Genomic DNA, 22,811 nt, shown 5'->3' with positions numbered 1-22,811 from the left:
GTAATGAAGAACAAAGAAAGATTAGATGTCTTATTAGTTGAAAGAGGATTAGCAGAAACTAGGGAAAAGGCAAAACGTTCAATCATGGCTGGTTTAGTTTATACGAATGAAGAACGTTTAGATAAGCCTGGCGAGAAAGTAAAAATAGATATACCACTTATGATAAAGGGAAATGTGCTCCCTTATGTGAGTCGCGGCGGTCTTAAGTTAGAGAAAGCTTTAAAGGTCTTTGATGTGACAGTCAAGGATAAAATTATGCTCGATATTGGTGCTTCGACCGGAGGTTTTACTGACTGCGCTCTGCAAAACGGGGCTAAAATGTCCTATGCTTTGGATGTAGGCTACAATCAGCTTGCCTGGAAGCTCCGTCAAGATGAAAGAGTAGTGGTAATGGAAAGAACCAACTTTCGGTACGTAACACCTCCAGATTTAGTTGGGGAAATGCCTAATTTTGCAACGATCGATGTTTCTTTTATTTCTTTAAAATTAATTTTACCTGTCCTAAAAACCTTGCTTGTACCTGGTAGTGATATTGTTGCACTTGTTAAGCCACAATTTGAAGCAGGTCGTGAGCAAGTTGGAAAAAAAGGTATTGTACGTGATGAAAAAGTACATTTACAGGTTGTTAATAAAATTGTCGATTTTGCACTCGAACAAGGATTTAATGCGGTTAACTTATCCTTTTCTCCGATCACAGGAGGAGACGGGAATATTGAGTTTCTCCTTCACCTCAAGTGGATGGGGGAGCAAGATAAAGGTCAAAATCAATTACCTGCCGAGCCTTCACAAATTGTGAAAGACTCTCATCTAGAATTTAAATCCAAACAAGATGTGGAAGAATAAGCATGTGCTTATTCTTCCTTTTTGATATGGTCTGTTTTTTTGCAAAATAATAATTGTACATCCTTGGCAAAATGGGCTAACATATGGGTAGAAGCGACATTTAAGTACAAATTACTTATATGTTTTGATAATTACGGGGTGAATGGATTGAATAAAGGCCAACGTCATATAAAAATTAGAGAAATTATCACCAATAATGATATTGAAACACAAGATGAACTTGTTGATGAATTAAAAAGTGCAGGGTTTAATGTGACTCAAGCAACGGTTTCTCGAGACATTAAAGAATTACATCTGGTTAAAGTACCGCTTTTAGATGGGAGATACAAATATAGTCTGCCAGCAGATCAACGCTTTAATCCATTGCAAAAATTAAAAAGATCATTAATGGATGCGTTTGTTCGAATAGATTCCGCAGGACATTTGCTGGTAATGAAATGTCTTCCGGGAAATGCCATGGCTATTGGTGCTCTGCTAGATAACCTTGATTGGGAAGAAGTTTTAGGAACCATCTGTGGTGACGATACCATATTAATCATTTGTCGTACTCCGGAAGATACAGAGACAATTACTAACCGGTTCCTTGATATGCTTTAATGGGGGGAATGTACCTTGTTATCAGAACTATCGATTAAGAATTTTGCTATTATAGAGGCCCTTTCTATTTCTTTTGACAAGGGCTTGACTGTTTTAACAGGAGAAACAGGTGCAGGGAAATCGATTATAATTGATGCTATCCATCTGCTCGTAGGTGGCAGAGGGTCGGCTGAGTTTGTCAGGCATGGGGAGGAAAAAGCAGAAATTGAAGGACTTTTTCAATTAGATGAGAACCACCCCTGTTATTTAAAAGCGTTAGAGTTTGGTATTGAAATTGAAGAAGGTATGGTTGTTTTAAGAAGAGATATCTCACGGACAGGCAAAAGTGTTTGTAGAATTAATGGTAAGCTTGTGACTATTTCAACTCTTCGCGAAGTGGGCTCGACCTTAGTAGATATACATAGTCAGCACGAACACCAAGATCTAATGGATGAAAGCAGGCATTTGCTATTGCTTGACCAATTTGGGTTTGAAGAAATTTCTCAGTCTCAGGCAGAGTACCAAGAGGTTTTTCATCGCTATGAACAAATTTCTCACAAGTTAAAATCTTTAAGTGAAAATGAGCAAAAAACAGCACATCGTCTTGATCTTATTCAATTTCAATTTGACGAGATTCAAAATGCAAAATTAAAGCTTAATGAAGATGAAAAACTCTTTGAAGAAAAAAGAAAGCTTGCGAATTTTGAGCGTGTTTTTGATGCGATTCAATCCAGTTATAATGCCCTAACTGGGGAACAAAAGGGGCTCGATTGGATTAGTATGGTAATGGGACAGCTTGAAGATGCGGCCGTCTTGGATTCCTCTTATAAAGAAATATATGAATCGGTCATGAACAGCTTTTATCAATTAGAAGATGCGTCCCGTACATTAAGAAATGAACTGGACGGATTAGAATATGACCCGCAACGTTTAAATGAGATAGAAGAAAGATTAAATGAAATTAATCAATTAAAGCGGAAATATGGAAAAACAATCGAAGAAATTTTAGAATATGCAGCGAAAATTGAAGAAGAAATCGAAACATTACAAAATAAAGAAACACATATTGGACAATTAGAGAAGCAATTAGCATCTATTAAAAAGGATTTAAGTCTTGAAGCAAAACAGCTAACAGAGCTTAGAAAACGCTGGGCTAAGAAGCTGACAAAATTAATACATAACGAGTTAAAAGAGCTTTACATGGCAAAAACGGTTTTTGAAATTCGTTTTGAATCTATTTTACCTCATTTTTCAAAAAACGGAGTCGATCACGTGGAGTTCTATATCTCAACCAACCCTGGTGAACCGTTAAAACCATTATCTAAGGTTGCCTCCGGTGGTGAACTTTCAAGGATTATGCTTGCACTTAAGAGTATTTTTTCAAAGCACCAAGGAGTTACCTCGATTATATTTGATGAGGTGGATACCGGTGTTAGCGGCAGAGTGGCTCAGTCAATCGCTGAAAAAATTTATAAAGTAGCAGTAGATTCACAAGTATTATGTATTTCTCACTTACCTCAAGTGGCTGCTATGGCTGATACCCATTTGTTTATTTCCAAAGTAACGAAAGGCGGGCGAACTAAAACTTCGGTAATTCCACTTAATATTGAAGAGAAAATAAAGGAAATTGGCCGGATGATTTCTGGTGTTGAAATTACTGATTTAACTAAAAAACATGCTGAAGAATTGTTGTTTTTAGCATCTGAAAATAAAAAAATTGAAAAGCTTCCCAATTAGGGGAGCTTTTTTATGTTGTATCAGGTTATAAATGCTGCTGATGCAGGCAAAATTAAAGATGTAGCCATTTCTATATAGTGTGAAGCAGAAGCGAGGAGAGTGAAGATTTTGAAGTTAGAAATAATTAGAAAGATCATTGGTGGAATTCTCCTTGTTTCATTAATCAGCGTTCTATTTTTTCAGCCATTTCAGCAATACCTTGATATACCAAAGACCATTACAGTCTTTGAAGGACAAGATTATACTTTCCAAAAGGCTGTACCGGTATCAGCCTCAATAGTATCTCACAATTCGAATATCACACTTGAACAAGATCAAAACAATATTTCCCTAACAGCAAGTGAAAACGGCAAAGATGAAATGTTATTAGAATTTGCAGGAATACCAGTAAAAAAGGTCGATGTCAATGTATTGAAAGACTTCAAAGTTCAGCCAGGAGGACAATCCATTGGTGTTAAATTAAATACAATTGGCGTATTGGTCGTAGGCCACCATTTAGTTAATACCGAAGATGGAAAAAAATCACCTGGTGAGATAGCAGGAATCCAAATCGGTGATATCATAACAGAAATCAATGGAAACAAAATTGAAAAAATGACAGATGTAGCTCCCTTTGTACAAAATGCAGGACAAAGTGGAAAAGCACTAGATATGGTAATTAGCAGGGAAAGTGGTAAGTTCACAACGAAGCTTACTCCTCTCAAAGATAAGGGAGAAAACTCCTATAAGCTTGGATTATATATTCGTGATTCAGCAGCAGGTATTGGAACGATGACATTTGTTCATCCACAAACTAAAAAATATGGAGCCTTAGGGCATGTAATATCTGATATGGATACGAAAAAGCCAATTGTTGTTGAAGATGGTCAAATCGTTCGTTCTACTGTTACTTCAATTGAAAAAGGAAGTAATGGTGATCCAGGTGAAAAGCTAGCACGATTCTCTTCTGATCGTGAAATTGTCGGAAACATCACGAAAAATAGTCCATTTGGCATATTCGGTGTGTTAAATAAAGATTTAAAGAACGGAATTATGGATAAACCGTTGCCAATTGCCTTATCCCACCAAGTTAAGGAAGGACCGGCAAAAATCCTGACAGTGGTAAATGATGACAGGGTAGAAGAATTTGAAATTGAAATTGTCAGCACGATCCCGCAGAAATTTCCAGCAACTAAAGGCATGGTTTTAAAAGTTACTGACCCGAAACTTCTAGAAAAAACTGGAGGAATCGTTCAAGGTATGAGCGGAAGTCCAATTATCCAGGATGGAAAGCTGATTGGTGCAGTAACACATGTCTTTGTCAATGATCCAACCTCTGGTTACGGAGTACACATTGAATGGATGTTAAATGAAGCAGGAATTAACATATATGAAGAACCACAAGAAAAGGCAAGTTAAAACGAAAAGCGAAAGCGCCTTGTCAGGGGGCGACAGGCATAAGGCGAGCCGGCGAGAAGGTTGTTCTTTAACCTTTTCGTCGGATTGACTTAGACCTGAGAGCCTCTAGGCGCTGCAGCTAGACAATTCTAATAATAAAAACAAAATAGGCGGAATCGCCTATTTTGTTTTTATTTGAAGATTTTTCGACAAAATGCTGGGGTAATTAGTCGTTTATGCGAATTTAGTCGAAATTTAAAGGAAAACAAAGAAAAGATAAGATTTTATCACTATTTTAAGAAATAATAAAAAAACTAGAGGAATTTTAGTTGCATTGTCGAATTTCTAATTTAGAATAGAATTAAGAGAATAAAGATAAATAATAAATAGAGATATGACCATTTGGATTTGAGGAGGATATAAAGTTGAAAAAAATTAAAGTTTGTGTCGTCGACGACAATAGGGAATTAGTGGGATTATTAGAGGACTATATTTCGTCCCAGGATGATATGGAGATTGCAGGTATCGCTCATAATGGTCAGGATTGTTTAGATCTTCTTGAATCAACGGATACAGATGTACTCGTTTTAGATATTATTATGCCTCATCTTGATGGATTAGCCGTCCTAGAGCGCTTAAGAGAGTTGAAAAAGGGCGCTATTCCAAACGTTATTATGTTGACTGCATTTGGACAAGAAGACGTAACCAAGAAGGCTGTAGAGCTTGGTGCCTCCTATTTTATTTTAAAGCCATTTGATATGGAGAATTTAGGAAACCATATCCGTCAGGTTAGTGGCAAAAGCAGTCAGGTTAGCCGTAAGGCCCCGACTGGAGGTTACCGATCACAAACTGAACATAAACCAAGGAATCTAGATGCAAGCATCACAAGCATTATCCATGAAATTGGTGTTCCTGCGCATATTAAGGGATATTTATATTTACGTGAAGCCATTTCGATGGTTTACAATGACATTGAATTACTGGGATCTATTACGAAGGTACTATACCCAGATATTGCGAAAAAATATAACACGACAGCCAGCCGTGTGGAACGCGCTATCCGCCATGCCATCGAAGTAGCTTGGAGCCGTGGAAACATTGATTCCATTTCCTCTCTATTCGGGTATACAGTAAGCATGTCCAAGGCTAAACCTACAAACTCAGAGTTTATCGCTATGGTTGCGGATAAACTGCGTTTAGAGCATAAGGCCTCTTGATGAGACCAATAATATAATGAAAATCCTTCATTTTCATAATGAAGGATTTTTTCGTGGACGTAATTTATTTGTTTTCTTTTTCTAGTTCCATTAATTTTTGAATAAGTATATGCTGAGGCATATGCATAATCTGCTCTAACGGAACATTTAATTTTTCTGCAAGCTTAATGGCTGTTTCAGGCGATAATTGTAATGGTTTCATTGTGGTTTCCTCCATTTTTTAGTTAGGAAGTGAAAAAAATGACACAGATTTTTGCCCATCGAGGTTATTCTGCAGCATATGCAGAAAACACCATGAGTGCATTTATTGCAGCTGAAAAAGCAGGTGCAGACGGCTTAGAGTTAGATGTCCAATTAACAAAAGACGATGAAGTGGTTGTCATTCATGATGAAAAAGTTGACCGGACTACAAGTGGAAATGGCTTTGTTAAAAATTTAACATTTAAAGAGATACGAAAGTTCAATGCAAATAAAAAAAGTGTGAAAAAAGAGCCAATACCGTCTTTAATTGAGGTTCTTGAATGGATGCAAACCAACCAATTAATTTGTAACATAGAGCTAAAAAACGGACTTTTCCCATACGAAGGAATGGAAGAAAAAGTTATTCAGCTTGTGCGGAAATATGAATTGTGTGACCGGATTATTATTTCCTCTTTTAATCATTACAGTATCGTCTTAAGTTATCGGACAGCACCTGAAATCGCGACAGCGCCACTATATAATGAACGAATCTATATGCCATGGGTTTATGCACAATCTATTCGCGCAAAAGGTATTCATCCGAAGTTAGCGTCGCTATCAGATGAAATTATCAAGGGTGCAATTGAAAATGGAGTAGCAGTTAGACCCTATACAGTGAATAAAGATGCTGATATGCACAGGCTTTATAAAATAAACTGTACTTCAATTATTACAGACGATCCTGTAAAAGCTTTGAAAATTAAGAAGCAATATGAAAAGAGACCTTGATGGCCTCTTTTTTGCCTAAGACTATTTGCTTGTCGGGGCTGGTCAAGGCGCTTCCGCATTTCTATTTATTTTGTATTGTCCTTAAATCTAGTTTGCACTTTATTCCTTTTTCGGTCACGGTGAAAAATAAATCCTGCGACAAACCCTAAACCACCAATGAATAGAATCAATCCTAAAAGAAATTGCAGCCATAAGAAAGGGATAGGGCTTTGAAGAATCCCAAATGTCATATCGCGCATTAATTTAATCCCCAACCCTGCTAAAAAGCCAGGAATAACTAATATAAGTAGAGCAATAATCCGCTTCATAATTAAATCCTTCCAATTGTTTAGTAAGTAATAAGAATTATACCCTCAAGAGAAATATTAGTTCAAGGATATAATTTGTCAAGGTAACGAAAAAAATATAAAATAGATAATGAAAAATATTGCATGATTTCGATTATGTTGGTCTGAAAAAGTTTTCTTTTTTCAAATATAATAAAGGGGCGAAAAAATGCAAAATGTCATGATTGTTGGTGCCGGTAAGGGTGGTACTGCGATCCTAAAATTACTCAATGAAACAGAAGTTCTGAATGTTCAGATTGTAATTGACAGAAACTTTGATGCGCCGGGGATAGTATTAGCACAAAGTGAGGGGATAAAAACCGGGAGGGACTGGAAGCCGTATTTAACCGAGCAGATTGATATCATCATTGAGGTAACGGGAAATGAAGATGTCTTCCAAGAGTTAAGGAGCGCCAAGGAAAAGAAAACCGTTTTAATTCCTGGTAGTGTAGCATTTCTTCTAGCAAGGCTTCTTGAAGAAAAGGAAGAATTAATCATAAAACACCAAAATGCCTCCTATCAACAAGAACTAATCTTTAATGCCACAAATGATGGGATGATAGTGATCGACGATAAGGGATTTGTGATTTTATTTAACTGCAGAGCTGAAGAAATGACGGGTGTAAAACGGGAGCAAGCAATTGGGAAATATGTGGTTGAAGTAATACCTGAAAGTAGACTGCCTTTAATTCTTGAAACGAGAAGAATAGAGACGAATCAAGAGATGCTTTTGGGAAATGGGCGAAAAATTATAACAACGCGTATTCCCATCATCGAAGAGAACGGAACCTTAATGGGTGCTTTCGCTGTTTTTAAAGATATCACAGAAGTAGTGAATCTCGCAGAGGAAATTACGGATTTAAAAGAAATCCAAACTATGCTTCAGGCAATCATCCATTCTAGTGACGATGCCATTTCAGTAGTGGATGAAAACGGCAGGGGGATTCTCATTAATCCGGCATATACTCGCCTTTCTGGGCTTACACAAGAACAGGTTATTGGAAAGCCAGCAACAGCTGATATATCAGAAGGCGAAAGTATGCATATGAAAGTGCTTCAAACAAGAAGAGCAGTCCGTGGTGTCCCGATGCGAGTAGGTGCAAATAAACGGGAAGTAATAGTCAATGTTGCCCCGATTATTGTAAAAGGTAAACTAAAAGGCAGCGTCGGTGTTATTCATGATATGTCTGAAATTAAAACTCTAAACCGGGAATTGAACCGCGCACGTCAAATCATTCGCACGCTCGAAGCAAAGTATACCTTTGAAGACATTATCGGTAGCTCAGAAGAAATGACGCTTGCGGTTGAGCAGGCGAAGCTTGGGGCAAAAACACCTGCAACTGTCTTATTACGAGGTGAATCGGGTACAGGAAAAGAATTGTTTGCCCATGCCATACATAATGCAAGTGATCGAAAATATAACAAATTTATCCGTGTTAATTGTGCTGCAATCTCAGAGTCCCTACTAGAGAGTGAATTATTTGGATATGAAGAGGGGGCATTTTCCGGGGCAAAAAGGGGAGGAAAAAGGGGCTATTTTGAAGAAGCAAATAACGGAAGTATCTTCCTCGATGAAATAGGCGAACTATCAGCAAATACTCAAGCGAAATTACTCAGAGTATTGCAAGAAAATGAAATCATCCGAGTAGGTGGGACAAAGCCAGTTCCGATAAATGTTAGAATCATTGCGGCAACCCATGTGAATCTTGAAAAAGGAATTGCAAAAGGTTCTTTTAGGGAAGACTTATACTATCGTTTAAATCGTATGCCAATACATATACCTCCACTCAGGAATCGTAAAGAAGAGATTCCCGTATTGTGTGAAAGGCTTATTCAGAAAATTAACCGTGATTACGGTAGAAATGTGGAGGGTGTTACCCAAGCTGCACTGCTTAAATTAATGAACTATGATTGGCCGGGGAATGTTAGGGAACTAGAGAATATTCTTGGCAGGGCAATGATTTTTATGAATTATTATGAAACATTCATTAATGTGCATCACTTGCCAGAACTTAGACCTAAAAAAACGGGAAGTGAACCACTAGTAACTGACCAAAACGAATCAATCCAGCAGGATCGTTCCTTAACTGCAATGGTTGAAGATTATGAAGCAGAAATCATCCAGCAAACGCTTCACCGTTTTAATGGAAATAAGACGGCAGCTGCTAAAGCACTTGGTTTGTCAGTGAGGAATCTTTATTATAAGCTAGAAAAATACAAACTTGAAAATAATAGCATGCAATAAATTTCATAGTGTGAAAAAAATTGCACTTATTATTTCGACTTTTAAAGCGTTTTCAGTAACTTTAACTTGGCACGGATTTTGCATATTACTATTATGGAGTCACAGTTGAAGAGAGAAAGGGTTGATGACAACTTGTTGCTTGAATCACTAATGAACAAAGCAACCCAGCTGAATGGTAACACGGTAGCTGTTGCGGTGGCAGAAGATGAAGAAGTCATCGAAGCTGTTATCGAGGCATTAAGTCGAGATCTTGCTAATTTTATATTATTCGGTGATAAAGAAAAAATTAATATGATATTGAATGTTAATCACAAAGACCAGCAAAAAAGTAACAAAAAACTTTCTGTTGTTCATGCAGATTCAAGTGTGATGGCTGCAGAACTAGCAGTTAGGGCTGTATCCAATAAGGAAGCATCCGTATTAATGAAAGGAAATATCCCCACGAGTGCTCTTTTAAAAGCAGTTTTAAATAAAGAATACGGTCTTAGGACGGGAAATGTTCTATCACACGTGGCTGTCTTTGAGATTCCAGATTACAATCGGTTTACCATTGTTACAGACGCAGGGATGAATATTGCCCCTGATTTAGAGCAAAAAGCTCAAATGATAAAAAATGCTGCCTCCCTTGCAAGGGCAATCGGAATAGAATATCCTAAAGTTGCTCCTATAGCCGCAGTTGAAGTAGTAAATCCAGCAATGCAAGCGACTATTGACGCTGCTGCATTAAGTGTTATGAATAAACGAGGGCAAATAACTGGCTGTATTGTAGATGGTCCATTAGCATTAGATAATGCCGTTTCTGCTTTAGCTGCTGAACACAAAGGGATTCAGAGTGAAGTAGCGGGAAGAGCTGATATTTTATTAGTTCCCACCATTGAGGTTGGAAACGTCTTATATAAATCATTAATTTATTTTGCAAAAGCAAAAGTAGGGGCTGTTATTGCTGGCGCAAAAGCTCCCATCGTATTAACCTCTAGAGCTGATTCGGCGGAAAGTAAGCTATATTCACTTGCACTCGCCATCTGCTCTGTCACCAAATAGAATTTAGTCTAGCTTTTAAATTAGAGGAGGATTTTATCGTGGAAATTTTTAAGTACTTAGAACAATATGATTACGAGCAAGTTGTATTTTGCCAAGATAAACAATCAGGACTAAAAGCAATTATTGCTATACATGATACAACACTAGGTCCAGCCTTAGGCGGTACCCGTATGTGGACATATGAATCAGAAGAAGCTGCCATCATCGATGCATTACGTTTAGCAAAAGGAATGACTTATAAAAACGCAGCAGCTGGGCTAAATCTTGGCGGTGGTAAAACAGTTATCATTGGTGACCCACGTAAGGATAAGAGTGAAGAATTGTTCCGTGCTTTTGGTCGTTACATTCAAGGGCTAAATGGAAGATATATTACTGCTGAGGATGTTGGAACAACAGTTGCAGATATGGATTTAATTCATGAGGAAACAGACTATGTAACTGGTATTTCACCAGCATTTGGTTCATCTGGTAATCCCTCCCCAGTTACAGCTTATGGTGTATATGTTGGAATGAAGGCAGCCGCTAAAGAAGCTTTTGGTTCAGATTCCCTTGAAGGAAAAGTAGTTGCAATTCAAGGTGTTGGGAATGTTGCATATACTCTTTGTCAATACTTGCATGAAGAGGGTGCGCAATTAATTGTGACGGATATTAACAAGGAAGCTGTTCAGCGTGCAGTCGAGGATTTTGGTGCACGTGCGGTAGATCCAAATGAAATTTATGGTGTTGAATGTGATATTTATGCTCCATGTGCCCTTGGTGCAACGATTAATGACGATACCATTCCACAACTTAAAGCAAAGGTTATCGCTGGTTCTGCAAATAACCAATTAAAAGATACACGTCACGGTGATATTATCCATGAAATGGGTATTGTTTATGCTCCGGATTATGTAATAAACGCTGGCGGTGTAATTAATGTTGCAGATGAACTTTATGGTTATAACCATGAACGAGCAATGAAAAAGGTTGATCAAATTTATGCAAGTATCCAAAAGGTAATTGAAATTTCTAAGCGTGACGGTATTCCAACTTATGTTGCTGCAGACAGAATGGCTGAAGAAAGAATTGAAAAAATGCGTAACTCTCGCAGTCAATTTCTCCAAAATGGTCATCATATTCTAAGCCGTCGTTAAAAAATAGTAAGGTCAGAGCGCTGAATGAGTAATTCAGCGTCTTTTCCCCTTTAATAGATGTGAAATGTAAAAAAATGGAGGTCTAATACGTTGCCTGATAAAGAATATCGAATGCTCGTCATCAACCCAGGTTCCACTTCAACTAAGATCGGGGTCTTCGATAATGAAATTTCAATTTTAGAAAAAACAATCCGTCATGATTCAGAATTGATTAATTCATATGCCAATATTATCGATCAATATGAATTTAGAAAGAATACCATCTTGGAAACACTGGATAATGAAGGAATTAATATATCCAAGCTGAGTGCTGTTTGTGGTCGCGGCGGTTTGCTTCGGCCAATCGAAGGTGGTACCTATACTGTCAATGAAACCATGCTTGAAGATTTGCGTACTGGTTTTGCCGGGCAGCATGCTTCAAATCTAGGTGGTATTATTGCTTACGAAATTGCTTCAGGTTTAAATATTCCTTCCTTTATCGTCGACCCCGTTGTTGTCGATGAGCTTGAACCGATTGCAAGAATTTCTGGATTTTCTTTAATTGAGAGAGTAAGTATTTTTCATGCTTTAAATCAAAAAGCGGTTGCTCGACGGGCCGCAAAGGAATTAGGGAAAAAATATACCGATTTGAATCTTATTGTAACCCATATGGGCGGTGGGATTACCGTTGGGGTACATAAGCAAGGAAAAGTCATTGATGTAAACAATGGGCTCCATGGTGATGGTCCTTTTAGCCCTGAACGTGCAGGGACTGTTCCGGTTGGGGATTTAGTGGCTCTTTGCTATTCAGGTCAGTACTACCGCGATGAAATAATGAAAAAACTTGTTGGACAAGGGGGGCTTGTTGGTTATCTTGGGACCAACGATGCTGTGGAAGTTGAAAAGAGAATTGAAGCAGGTGATGAACAGGCGGCTTTAATTTACGAAGCTATGGCTTATCAGGTTGCTAAGGAAATAGGAGCAGCCAGTGCAGTCCTATCAGGAAAAGTGGACGCCATTGTGCTAACTGGCGGTCTTGCTTATGGTAAAGGTTTTGTGAAATCCATCACCGATAGAATAAATTGGATTGCAGATACGATAGTCCATCCAGGTGAAAATGAACTTCAAGCATTAGCTGAAGGTGCACTAAGAGTTTTACGTGGTGAGGAAAAAGTAAAAGAGTATCCTGGTACGTTCAAAACAGCAAAAATCTAACGAATTGGGGAGGAAAAGCAGTGTCACAAGAATACGATTTAGTCATTCTTGGCGGTGGTACCGGCGGTTATGTAGCAGCCATACGTGCCTCTCAGCTTGGCTTAAAAACAGCGATAGTAGAAAAAGGGAAATTGGGAGGAACTTGTCTTCATAAAGGATGTATCCCAAGTAAAGCTCTTCTCAGAAGTGCTGAGGTTTATTCGACTGCTAAGCATAGCGAAGATTTTGGTGTCATTACAAGTGAAGTATCCTATAACTTTGGCAAAGTACAGGAAAGAAAAAATAAAATTATTGATCAACTTCATAAAGGTGTACAACATCTCATGAAGCAAGGAAAAATTGACGTTTATGAGGGGCTGGGAAGGATTTTAGGACCTTCGATTTTTTCACCTATGCCTGGAACGATTTCGGTTGAAATGAATAATGGCGAAGAAAATGAAATGCTCATTCCGAAAAATGTTGTCATTGCGACAGGTTCGAGACCAAGAACGCTTCCTGGACTTGAAATTGATGGAGAATTTGTCATCACTTCTGACGAAGCGTTGGAAATTGAGAACTTACCAGCTTCCATCATTATTGTTGGAGGTGGTGTTATTGGAATTGAATGGGCATCAATGCTTTCGGATTTTGGGGTCGATGTGACGGTTATCGAATATGCGGATCGCATTATTCCAACTGAAGACCACGAGATTTCTAAAGAAATGCAACGCCTCATGAAGAAAAAGGGAATTAAGCTAGTAACAGGAGCAAAGGTCCTTCCTGAAACACTAGTAAAAGGTGATGGTGTCACCATTTCGGCTGAAGTAAAGGCTGGCAAGAAAGAATTTAAGGCGGAAAAACTCCTTGTTTCTGTTGGACGTCAAGCAAATGTTGAAGGAATTGGATTGGAAAATACAGAAATCCAGGTTGAAAAGGGCTTTATCGTTACCAATGAATTTTACCAAACGAAGGAATCTCATATTTACGCAATTGGTGATGTGATTGGCGGTCTGCAGTTGGCACATGTAGCCTCCCATGAAGGAATAATTGCAGTTGAACATATTGCTAGGAAGGATCCTTCCGAGCTTAATTACAATCTAGTTTCTAGATGTATATATAGCAATCCTGAGGTTTCTAGTGTTGGGATTACTGAAGAACAGGCAAAAGAAAAAGGCCATAATGTAAAAGTGGGTAAATTTTCATTCCGAGCAATCGGGAAGGCCCTTGTATTTGGAGAATCCGATGGTTTTGTCAAGATTGTTGCTGATGAAGAGACCAATGATATTCTAGGGGTGCATATGATTGGTCCGCATGTGACTGACATGATTACAGAGGCAGGATTGGCAATGGTATTGGATGCAACACCATGGGAAATTGCTCATACGATTCATCCACATCCAACGCTATCAGAAGCGATTGGGGAAGCTGCACTTGCAGTAGATGGCAGGGCAATCCATTCTTAATTAATTTTTTATGCGAACGGGAGGTTTAAAATATGACAGAAAATCGTCATCATGCATTAGGTTTAAGTGATGAAAAGGTTTTGGAAATGTATGAAACTATGCTTTTAGCCCGCCGGATTGATGAACGGATGTGGCTATTGAATCGTGCTGGAAAGATACCATTTGTTATTTCATGTCAAGGACAAGAAGCTGCACAAGTAGGGGCCGCTTTTGCACTCGATAAGGAAAAAGATTATGTTCTCCCTTATTACCGTGATATGGGTGTTGTTTTAACTTTTGGAATGACACCTAAGGAACTTATGCTATCTGGTTTTGCGAAAGCTGAGGATCCAAACTCAGGCGGCCGGCAAATGCCTGGGCACTTTGGGCAAAAGAGCAATCGCATTGTTACAGGTTCATCTCCAGTAACAACCCAGGTTCCACATGCTGTCGGCGTAGCGTTAGCAGGGAAAATGGAAAGGAAGGATCTCGTGACCTTCGTAACCTTTGGTGAAGGGTCCTCAAACCAAGGAGATTTCCATGAAGGAGCTAACTTTGCCGGAGTTCATAAATTACCAGTCATATTCATGTGTGAAAATAATAAATATGCGATTTCTGTTCCAATTGAGAAACAATTGGGATGTGAAAAAGTTTCTGATCGTGCAATAGGTTACGGTATGCCAGGATTTACTGTTGATGGAAACGATCCTTTAGAAGTTTATAAAGTGGTCAAGGATGCAGCAGACCGTGGACGCCGCGGAGAAGGACCTTCCTTAATTGAAACTATTTCATACCGACTGACACCTCACTCTTCTGATGATGATGACCGTTCGTACCGAGCCCTTGATGAAGTGGCAAAAGCGAAAACGAAAGATCCCATCATTACCTTTGGCGCCTATTTAAAAGAAACAGGTGTGATGAATGATGAGTTGGAAAAAGAAATCAACGATCGAGTAATGAAACAAGTGAATGAAGCTACTGATTATGCTGAAAATGCACCGTATGCAGCACCTGAACACGCGCTGAAATACGTTTATGCGGATAAGTAAGGGGGATGTAAAATGGCAGTAATTTCTTATATTGATGCGGTCACAATGGCCATTCGGGAAGAAATGGAACGAGATCCAAAGGTTTTTGTTCTTGGAGAGGATGTTGGGGTAAAAGGCGGGGTTTTTAAAGCCACTCAAGGCTTATACGAACAATTTGGTGAAGAGCGTGTAATTGATACACCACTTGCTGAATCTGCGATTGCCGGGGTAGGAATCGGTGCTGCTATGTATGGAATGAGACCGATTGCTGAAATGCAATTTGCTGATTTTATTATGCCTGCTGTGAATCAAATTATTTCAGAAGCGGCCAAGATTCGTTATCGCTCAAATAACGACTGGAGCTGTCCAATGGTTATCCGTGCACCATATGGCGGCGGAGTTCACGGGGCACTTTATCATTCCCAATCTGTTGAGGCGGTATTTGCGAATACACCAGGTTTGAAAATTGTCATGCCTTCAACCCCATATGATGTGAAGGGGCTATTAAAAGCAGCCATTCGTGACAATGATCCAGTATTATTCTTTGAGCATAAGCGGGCATACCGTTTAATCAAAGGAGAAGTACCAACTGACGATTACACATTGCCTATTGGAAAAGCAGATGTAAAGCGTGAGGGTGAAGACATTACTGTCATTACGTATGGTCTTTGTGTTCATTTTGCCCTTCAGGCAGCTGAAAAATTAGCGAAAGATGGAATTTCCGCACATATTCTTGATCTAAGAACGGTTTATCCTTTAGATAAAGAAGCAATTATTGAAGCAGCTTCTAAAACTGGTAAAGTATTACTAATTACAGAAGATAATAAAGAAGGCAGCATTATTAGTGAAGTTTCTGCCATCATTGCTGAAAATTGCTTATTTGATTTAGATGCTCCAATTATGCGCCTAGCTGGACCAGATGTACCTGCTATGCCATATGCACCAACAATGGAGAAGTTCTTTATGGTTAATCCAGATAAAGTTGAAAAAGCAATGCGAGAATTAGCGGAATATTAATAGGAGGTTGGAAACTTGGTTATTGAACAAATTAAAATGCCTCAGTTAGGGGAAAGTGTAACTGAAGGGACAATCTCAAAGTGGCTTGTTTCTGTCGGAGATAAAGTAAATAAATACGATCCTTTGGCTGAAGTAATGACAGATAAAGTAAATGCAGAAGTTCCTTCTTCCTTCACAGGTACAATTAAAGAGCTAGTTGCGGAAGATGGAGACACACTTGCCGTCGGTGAAATCATTTGTACCATTGAAATCGAAGGAAGTAATGCTGAAAAAACCGAAGTTAGTGAGCAAAAAACAGAAGTATCTGAGACAGTTGCTGTTGCTCAACAAACTGATCAAGGTAACAAAGCCCGTTATTCGCCTGCCGTTTTAAAGATTTCTCAAGAAAATGGTATTGATTTAGCTCAGGTGACAGGCACCGGTGCAGGCGGACGGATTACACGTAAAGACCTGCTAAAATTGATTGAATCAGGGAATATCCCAGCTGCAAGTGCGAGGGTAGAAGCAACTAAACAGGCAGAGGTTCAACCTACGACAGCACAAGAAACTGTACCAGCTGTTTCAGCTCAGCCAGCTGCGGCTCCGAAACAAACAGTTTCTGCTCCGAATATCCCTGTTGCTGCAGGTGATATCGAAATACCTGTAACAGGAATCCGCAAAGCGATTGCGGCGAACATGCTCCGCAGCAAGCACGAAGCACCGCATGCATGGACCATGATTGAAGTCGATGCAACTAATCTTGTGGAGTACCGCAATTTCTTGAAGGATGAGTTTAAGAAAAAAGAAGGCTTCAATCTAACTTTCTTTGCCTTTTTTGTAAAAGCTGTTGCGCAAGCTTTAAAGGAATTCCCACAGGTTAATTCCATGTGGGCTGGAGATAAGATTATCCAAAAGAAAGACATTAATATCTCGATTGCAGTTGCAACCGATGATGCATTGTACGTACCTGTAATTAAGAATGCGGATGAGAAAACCATTAAAGGAATTGCTCGTGAAATATCTGAACTTGCTGTGAAAGTAAGAACAGGAAAACTTCGCTCCGAAGATATGCAGGGTGGAACGTTTACGGTCAATAATACTGGCTCATTTGGCTCGGTGCAATCAATGGGAATTATCAACTACCCACAAGCAGCGATTCTTCAAGTAGAATCAATTGTCAAGCGTCCTGTCGTGATGAATAATGGAATGATTGCTGTCCGTGATATGGTAAATCTATGTATGTCACTTGATCACAGAGTATTAGACGGACTTGTTTGCGGTCGATTCTTACAACGAGTAAAAGAAATCCTAGAAAACACATCAAAATCAACAACTTCTATATATTAATTAAAATAACCGCTGCCGGTACTGGTAGCGGTTATTTTCATTGCTTGATAGGCAATAGTATCCTAAAATAGATAGTAACGGGAAATTTAAAGAAAATTATGTATTTGGGGGGAGTTTATGAGTTTGGACAACCTACGGAATCAATCTTTTCCTTTAAAATCAAAAGAGGACTGGAAAGAAAAAGCCGAAATAACTTTAAAAGGCAAAAGTGTTGATTCTTTAAAAAGCAGTACATATGAAAACATCATTTTGAAACCGCTTTATTCTCAACAAGATCAAAAAAACGTTTCTGATTATCCAGGAGGTTCAGATTTTCGCAGAGGGGTTCACTCATTAGGTTATGTCACGAATAACTGGAAGGTAGCGCAGCGAATTTCTTACCAAACTGTTGAAGAATTGAAAGTAAAACTTCTTGAGAGTGCTGAAAAAGGACAGACAGCTCTTTCTTTTGAAGTTTCAGATGCACTTTTTAAATCCAAAAAGACACTAATAGAAATACTAGGGGGTTTACCTGCTGCATCTCCGTTTGCTGTTAACGGTAAAGGCTTGCAGTCCGCAATACTAGAGGTGTTAGCAGAACAAGAAGAAACTGCTGATCAATTTACTGGATATGTCGGCAATGACCCTATTTCCTTGTTTGCTGAGGAAGGATATATTGCAGAAGATTTTTTAAATAGTTGGATTGAGGATGTTAAGAATGTAAACGAAAAGTTACCGAAATTACAGACGGTGTTAATCAATACCTCGACTTATCATCAAGGAGGGGCGAATGCTGTTCAAGAGCTTGGAATAGCAGCAGCAACCGGTTCATTTTATCTTCAGCAACTACTTGATAATGGTATGGAGCTCGAGGATATTCTTAACAAAATGATTTTTCAATTCTCTATCGGCAGTAATTTCTTTATGGAGCTGGCTAAATTGCGTGCAGCACGTATTTTGTGGAATAAAATTACTCAAATTTATGGGGCTGATTCTAAGAACAGGGGAATGCAGATTGCAGCAGAAACTTCTTCGTTTACAAAAACAATTTATGATCCTCATGTAAACATTCTTCGTGCTGGAAATGAGGCGTTTGCAGCTGTGGTTGGAGGAGTTCAATACCTCCATGTAACTCCATTTGATTACGAAACAGGAAGTTCCAAACTAGCTGAACGAATTGCGAGAAACACACAAAACATTCTAAAGGAAGAAGCTTATCTACAAAAAGTTATCGATCCTGCCGGCGGTTCTTGGTATGTAGAAGCATTAACAACAGAGCTTGCAGAAAAAGCGTGGCAGTATTTTCAGCAGATAGAAGCAAAAGGCGGCATGCTGGAAGTCTTAAAATCAGACTGGTTACAAATCGAAATATCTTCTGTTCATACAAAACGGGAGAATGATATTTATACGAGAAAACAAAGTATAGTCGGGTCGAATGTCTATGCCAATCTTACTGAAGCTGCTGCTCAGGTCAGAGAACAAACATCTGATAACTATTTTAATGTCGATCTTACTAATACGATAAAAATTAAAAAGATGAAGAGCACAAGATTATCAGAGTCATTTGAAAACCTGCGTAAAATAAGCGGAAAGATTGAAAGTAAATCAGGATCTAAACCTCAAATTGGTATGATTTGCCTGGGTGAGCTTAAACAATACAAACCAAGGTTGGATTTCATGAGAGGGTTCCTCGCTGCTGGGGGAATTGAATCAATCGAAAGTGGTTCGATTTCTTCTTTAGAAATTGCCAAACAATTTGTCTTAAGTCAAGAAACAAAGTATTTCTGTCTATGCGGCAGTAATGAGCAATATGAATCCCTTGGACACGAAATTCTTTCAACACTAAATACAGTTTTTCCGGATCGAATTTTTTACTTAGCGGGATTACCTGAAAAAGACCTGCAAACAAAATGGACAAATGAAGGGATAAAGCAGTTTATTCATATAAATAGTAACTGTTATGAAATTCTTTCAACGATTCTTACAGAAATGGAGGTGGCGCTAGATGAAGTCACAAAAGCCTAATTTTCAAAACATACCCTTATTTGATGAGCAAGACTTCATCACAAAAGAGCAATGGCAGGATGAAGTTGAAAAAGAAATTGACTCCTCCATTGATGAATTACTGTTTGAAACCAATGAACAAATTCAATTGAAACCACTCTATACTTCTGAAGATCGTGGAGGTATAAAGCATTTAGATGATCTGCCAGGCATTCCACCCTATACACGAGGACCCTATCCGACGATGTATGTGAATCGCCCTTGGACTGTAAGACAATATGCTGGATTTTCAACTGCTGAGGAGAGTAATGCTTTCTATCGCAGAAATTTAGCAATGGGTCAAAAAGGTTTATCCGTTGCCTTTGATTTAGCTACACATCGGGGCTATGATTCTGACCATCCGCGCGTTGTTGGTGATGTAGGTAAAGCAGGGGTTGCAATCGATTCTGTTCTCGATATGAAGACACTTTTTGATGGAATTCCTTTGGATCAAATGTCGGTTTCAATGACCATGAACGGTGCTGTTCTGCCGATTCTTGCCTTTTTCATTGTTACGGCTGAAGAACAGGGAATCAGCCAGGAAAAGCTTTCAGGAACGATTCAAAATGATATTTTAAAAGAGTATATGGTCCGTAACACCTATATCTATCCACCTGAGATGTCGATGAAAATCATTGCAGATATATTTGAGTATACGTCCAAATATATGCCAAAGTTTAATAGTATCAGTATTTCCGGTTATCATATGCAAGAGGCTGGAGCTCCTGCTGATCTTGAATTGGCATATACCCTTGCTGATGGGTTGGAGTATGTTAGGACAGGACTCAAGGCAGGAATTGATGTTGATAAATTTGCACCTCGTTTGTCCTTTTTCTGGGCTGTAGGTATGAATTATTTTATGGAAGTGGCCAAAATGCGGGCGGGTCGTTTAATATGGGCGAAAATGATGAAATCATTCGAACCGAAAAATGAGAAATCTATGGTGCTTAGAACTCATTCCCAAACGTCTGGCTGGAGTTTAACCGAACAAGATCCGTTTAATAATGTAATGCGGACCTTGCTTGAAGCGCATGCTGCGGCTATGGGACATACACAATCCCTCCATACGAATGCTTTGGACGAAGCGATTGCTCTGCCAACAGATTTCTCAGCTCGAATTGCCCGGAATACACAATTATTTTTACAAGAAGAAACAGGTATTACCAAAGTAATCGATCCATGGGCTGGCTCTTATTATGTTGAAAAGCTGACCGATGAATTGGTGAATAGAGCTTGGACGCATATTGAAGAGATTGAGAGTCTTGGCGGCATGGCAAAAGCAATCGAAACAGGACTTCCCAAAATGAGAATCGAAGAGGCTGCAGCAAGAAGACAAGCTCAAATAGATTCTGGCAAAGAAACCATTATCGGAGTTAACCGCTATCGCCTTGAGAAAGAAGAAGCAATTGATATTTTAGATATTGATAATACTGCAGTCCGCTTGAAGCAAATCGAGAAGTTAACCAACTTAAAGGCTGGTCGCAATGACAAAAAAGTGGAAGAAGCTTTAGCTGCATTAGCGAAGGGTGCAGAAACAGGTGAAAGTAACTTGTTGGAGCTTGCTGTTCAAGCGGCAAGAGTGCGGGCAACCTTAGGAGAAATTTCTGATGCGATTGAGAATGTGGCCAGCAGACATAAAGCCGTGATTCGTTCTATTAGTGGAGTGTACAGCAAGGCATTTACAAACGAAGAAGAAATTTCTGTAGTGAAAACGATGACAGATGATTTTCTTGAAAACGAAGGCAGGAGACCAAGGATTCTAATTGCGAAAATGGGGCAGGATGGACATGACCGCGGTGCCAAGGTCATCGCCACGGCCTTCGCTGACCTTGGTTTTGATGTCGATATCGGACCATTGTTCCAAACTCCGGAAGAAACGGCCATGCAAGCGGTTGAAAACGACGTTCATGTCATTGGTATGAGCTCACTGGCTGCTGGACATAAGACATTACTGCCACAGCTTGCAGCTGAATTAAAAAAACTTGGTCGTGAAGATATTTTAATGGTAATCGGCGGCGTTATCCCGGCGCAGGATTATCAATTTTTATATGACAATGGTGCTTCCGCTATCTTTGGCCCGGGAACAATTATCCCAGTTGCTGCTCAAAAGGTTATTAAGGAAATTTATAAGCAGCTTGGCTATGAGGAAGTGGGAAAATAGATGGCTGAGGATAGGAAACCGGAATGGAGCGACCCAAATGAACCGGAAAAATTCTCAACCGTAATCAAAAAAGGGGAAGAGCAGGAAGCCCAGTCTGCAATCATCGAAAAAGACGTTGTCTATCGTAAACGTCAGTCTAAGGAACCTTCGGTTGAAGAGTTAGTTGCTGGGGTGCTGTCAGGGAATAGAGGTCAGCTTGCCAGGGCCATTACCCTAGTTGAAAGTAATGCTGAACAGCATTTCCATAAGGCACAGGAGCTCCTTCAAAAGCTCCTGTCTAACAGTGGGAAATCAATTAGAATCGGAATTACGGGAGTCCCAGGTGCTGGCAAAAGTACCTTTATCGAAGCATTTGGCATGTTCCTTTGTGATCTCGGTCTTCGGGTCGCAGTACTTGCGATAGATCCAAGCTCTAGTCTTTCCGGCGGTAGTATACTTGGCGATAAAACGAGGATGGAGAAATTGTCGCGAAATCCAAGGGCCTTTATCCGGCCTTCACCAACGGCTGGAAAGTTAGGCGGTGTACATCGAAAGACTAGGGAAGCTATGTTGATTTGCGAAGCTGCGGGTTTTGATGTGATTTTAATTGAAACTGTCGGTGTGGGGCAAAGCGAAGTGATTATTCGAGACATGGTTGACTTTTTCATGCTTCTTGTCCTGACAGGTGCGGGTGATGAATTGCAGGGTATGAAGAAAGGGATTATGGAATTAGCAGACACTGTCCTTGTTCATAAAGCAGATGGAGCTAATAAAGTGAAAGCGGAGCAGACTAGAAAAGAGTATAGCCGTATCTTGCATTTTCTTCAGCCTGCTACAAAAGGTTGGTCATCAAAGGCCTATACCTGTTCCTCTTTAATGGGGGAAGGGATTAAAGAGATTTGGGATGTCATTAAGGATTTCGAAGAGAAAGGTAAATCCTCGGGCGTGTTTGCAGAAAGACGTAAAGGGCAGCAGCGCGATTGGATTTATTCATTGATCACCGATCAGCTTCATTATAGCTTTTTCCACCATCCAGACGTGAAGCTTAAATTGCCCCAATTAGAAAATGAAGTTATGGCAGGGGAAAAAACAGCAGCCACTGCAGTGGAGATCCTGTTTAATGCATTCCTAACTGATAAAAAGTAACGGCTGTCGATTAGTTGTCAGTCTTCTTTTGCAGGTAATAATCTTATTCATTT

Annotated in this window: 19 protein-coding genes; 17 read left to right on the top strand and 2 right to left on the bottom strand. The window is 39.3% G+C overall.

Annotated features, from left to right (window positions below; translation table 11 throughout):
- The first annotated feature begins 3 nt into the window (after positions 1 to 3).
- The 5 genes from TR08_RS08965 (at position 4) to spo0A (ending at position 5,750) form a co-directional block, all read left to right on the top strand.
- Positions 4 to 843, top strand: a complete 840-nt coding sequence (locus TR08_RS08965; RefSeq protein ID WP_045517527.1) for a TlyA family RNA methyltransferase — start codon at positions 4 to 6, stop codon at positions 841 to 843.
- Positions 844 to 990: 147 nt separating this feature from the next.
- A complete protein-coding gene (gene ahrC / locus TR08_RS08960) occupies positions 991 to 1,440 on the top strand; it encodes a transcriptional regulator AhrC/ArgR (protein ID WP_045517526.1) in 450 nt (149 codons plus the stop codon).
- Between the two features lie 15 nt (positions 1,441 to 1,455).
- Positions 1,456 to 3,156: a DNA repair protein RecN gene (recN, locus tag TR08_RS08955; RefSeq protein ID WP_045517524.1), complete on the top strand. Its 1,701-nt coding sequence runs from the start codon at positions 1,456 to 1,458 to the stop codon at positions 3,154 to 3,156.
- 99 nt (positions 3,157 to 3,255) lie between these two features.
- Entirely contained in the window at positions 3,256 to 4,554 is a 1,299-nt protein-coding gene (gene spoIVB / locus TR08_RS08950; protein ID WP_370576287.1) for a SpoIVB peptidase, read from the top strand.
- A 404-nt stretch (positions 4,555 to 4,958) separates the two neighbouring features.
- Entirely contained in the window at positions 4,959 to 5,750 is a 792-nt protein-coding gene (spo0A, locus tag TR08_RS08945; protein ID WP_045517520.1) for a sporulation transcription factor Spo0A, read from the top strand.
- 64 nt (positions 5,751 to 5,814) lie between these two features.
- Here spo0A and TR08_RS30885 read toward each other — a convergent pair whose 3' ends face one another.
- Entirely contained in the window at positions 5,815 to 5,952 is a 138-nt protein-coding gene (locus TR08_RS30885; RefSeq protein WP_081954408.1) for a YycC family protein, read from the bottom strand.
- A gap of 38 nt (positions 5,953 to 5,990) precedes the next feature.
- On the opposite strand from TR08_RS30885, the gene TR08_RS08940 reads away from it, so the two are divergent.
- Entirely contained in the window at positions 5,991 to 6,719 is a 729-nt protein-coding gene (locus TR08_RS08940) for a glycerophosphodiester phosphodiesterase (protein WP_045517518.1), read from the top strand.
- Positions 6,720 to 6,784: 65 nt separating this feature from the next.
- On the opposite strand, the gene TR08_RS08935 is transcribed toward TR08_RS08940, so the two are convergent.
- The gene (locus tag TR08_RS08935) at positions 6,785 to 7,027 is read right to left on the bottom strand and encodes a DUF2627 domain-containing protein (protein WP_045517516.1); all 243 of its coding nucleotides are present in this window, start codon (positions 7,025 to 7,027) and stop codon (positions 6,785 to 6,787) included.
- A gap of 187 nt (positions 7,028 to 7,214) precedes the next feature.
- Between TR08_RS08935 and TR08_RS08930 the strand changes: the two genes are divergently transcribed.
- The 11 genes from TR08_RS08930 (at position 7,215) to meaB (ending at position 22,758) form a co-directional block, all read left to right on the top strand.
- A complete protein-coding gene (locus tag TR08_RS08930) occupies positions 7,215 to 9,290 on the top strand; it encodes a sigma-54 interaction domain-containing protein (RefSeq protein WP_045517514.1) in 2,076 nt (691 codons plus the stop codon).
- Between the two features lie 132 nt (positions 9,291 to 9,422).
- Entirely contained in the window at positions 9,423 to 10,331 is a 909-nt protein-coding gene (gene yqiS / locus TR08_RS08925; RefSeq protein WP_045517859.1) for a phosphate butyryltransferase, read from the top strand.
- A gap of 38 nt (positions 10,332 to 10,369) precedes the next feature.
- Positions 10,370 to 11,464: a branched-chain amino acid dehydrogenase gene (bcd, locus tag TR08_RS08920; protein WP_045517512.1), complete on the top strand. Its 1,095-nt coding sequence runs from the start codon at positions 10,370 to 10,372 to the stop codon at positions 11,462 to 11,464.
- Between the two features lie 90 nt (positions 11,465 to 11,554).
- On the top strand, positions 11,555 to 12,658 hold the full coding sequence (gene buk / locus TR08_RS08915) for a butyrate kinase (protein ID WP_045517510.1): 1,104 nt from the start codon (positions 11,555 to 11,557) through the stop codon (positions 12,656 to 12,658).
- A gap of 20 nt (positions 12,659 to 12,678) precedes the next feature.
- Positions 12,679 to 14,100 carry a dihydrolipoyl dehydrogenase gene (lpdA, locus tag TR08_RS08910; RefSeq protein WP_045517508.1) on the top strand — a complete coding sequence of 474 codons (1,422 nt, stop codon included), beginning with the start codon at positions 12,679 to 12,681 and terminating at the stop codon, positions 14,098 to 14,100.
- Between the two features lie 32 nt (positions 14,101 to 14,132).
- Positions 14,133 to 15,128 carry a thiamine pyrophosphate-dependent dehydrogenase E1 component subunit alpha gene (locus TR08_RS08905; RefSeq protein WP_045517506.1) on the top strand — a complete coding sequence of 332 codons (996 nt, stop codon included), beginning with the start codon at positions 14,133 to 14,135 and terminating at the stop codon, positions 15,126 to 15,128.
- Positions 15,129 to 15,140: 12 nt separating this feature from the next.
- On the top strand, positions 15,141 to 16,124 hold the full coding sequence (locus tag TR08_RS08900) for an alpha-ketoacid dehydrogenase subunit beta (RefSeq protein ID WP_045517504.1): 984 nt from the start codon (positions 15,141 to 15,143) through the stop codon (positions 16,122 to 16,124).
- 15 nt (positions 16,125 to 16,139) lie between these two features.
- Positions 16,140 to 17,450, top strand: coding sequence for a dihydrolipoamide acetyltransferase family protein (locus tag TR08_RS08895; protein WP_045517502.1), 1,311 nt, complete (start codon positions 16,140 to 16,142; stop codon positions 17,448 to 17,450).
- Between the two features lie 117 nt (positions 17,451 to 17,567).
- Positions 17,568 to 19,454 (top strand): methylmalonyl-CoA mutase subunit beta, encoded by a 1,887-nt coding sequence (locus TR08_RS08890; protein WP_045517500.1) that lies wholly within the window; start codon positions 17,568 to 17,570, stop codon positions 19,452 to 19,454.
- Positions 19,435 to 21,633, top strand: coding sequence for a methylmalonyl-CoA mutase (gene scpA / locus TR08_RS08885; protein WP_045517498.1), 2,199 nt, complete (start codon positions 19,435 to 19,437; stop codon positions 21,631 to 21,633). Before TR08_RS08890 ends, scpA begins: the two co-directional genes overlap by 20 nt.
- Positions 21,634 to 22,758: a methylmalonyl Co-A mutase-associated GTPase MeaB gene (gene meaB, locus TR08_RS08880; RefSeq protein ID WP_045517497.1), complete on the top strand. Its 1,125-nt coding sequence runs from the start codon at positions 21,634 to 21,636 to the stop codon at positions 22,756 to 22,758. It abuts the gene before it with no gap.
- Positions 22,759 to 22,811: the final 53 nt, after the last annotated feature.

The sequence above is a fragment of the Neobacillus niacini genome (assembly GCF_000759675.1).
Lineage (GTDB): Bacteria > Bacillota > Bacilli > Bacillales > Cytobacillaceae > Neobacillus > Neobacillus niacini_A.
Note: the sequence above shows the minus strand (reverse complement) of the source record. Positions and strands in the feature narration are given on the sequence as shown.

What these genes read in the sequence shown, in the direction of transcription:
- TR08_RS08935 (WP_045517516.1), bottom strand. Translation starts at nt 7,027, where the DNA reads ATGAAGCGGATTATTGCTCTACTTATATTAGTTATTCCTGGCTTTTTA.
- TR08_RS08890 (WP_045517500.1), top strand. Translation starts at nt 17,568, where the DNA reads ATGAGTTTGGACAACCTACGGAATCAATCTTTTCCTTTAAAATCAAAA.
- TR08_RS08930 (WP_045517514.1), top strand. Translation starts at nt 7,215, where the DNA reads ATGCAAAATGTCATGATTGTTGGTGCCGGTAAGGGTGGTACTGCGATC.
- TR08_RS08905 (WP_045517506.1), top strand. Translation starts at nt 14,133, where the DNA reads ATGACAGAAAATCGTCATCATGCATTAGGTTTAAGTGATGAAAAGGTT.
- scpA (WP_045517498.1), top strand. Translation starts at nt 19,435, where the DNA reads ATGAAGTCACAAAAGCCTAATTTTCAAAACATACCCTTATTTGATGAG.
- meaB (WP_045517497.1), top strand. Translation starts at nt 21,634, where the DNA reads ATGGCTGAGGATAGGAAACCGGAATGGAGCGACCCAAATGAACCGGAA.
- TR08_RS30885 (WP_081954408.1), bottom strand. Translation starts at nt 5,952, where the DNA reads ATGAAACCATTACAATTATCGCCTGAAACAGCCATTAAGCTTGCAGAA.
- TR08_RS08965 (WP_045517527.1), top strand. Translation starts at nt 4, where the DNA reads ATGAAGAACAAAGAAAGATTAGATGTCTTATTAGTTGAAAGAGGATTA.
- TR08_RS08900 (WP_045517504.1), top strand. Translation starts at nt 15,141, where the DNA reads ATGGCAGTAATTTCTTATATTGATGCGGTCACAATGGCCATTCGGGAA.
- TR08_RS08940 (WP_045517518.1), top strand. Translation starts at nt 5,991, where the DNA reads ATGACACAGATTTTTGCCCATCGAGGTTATTCTGCAGCATATGCAGAA.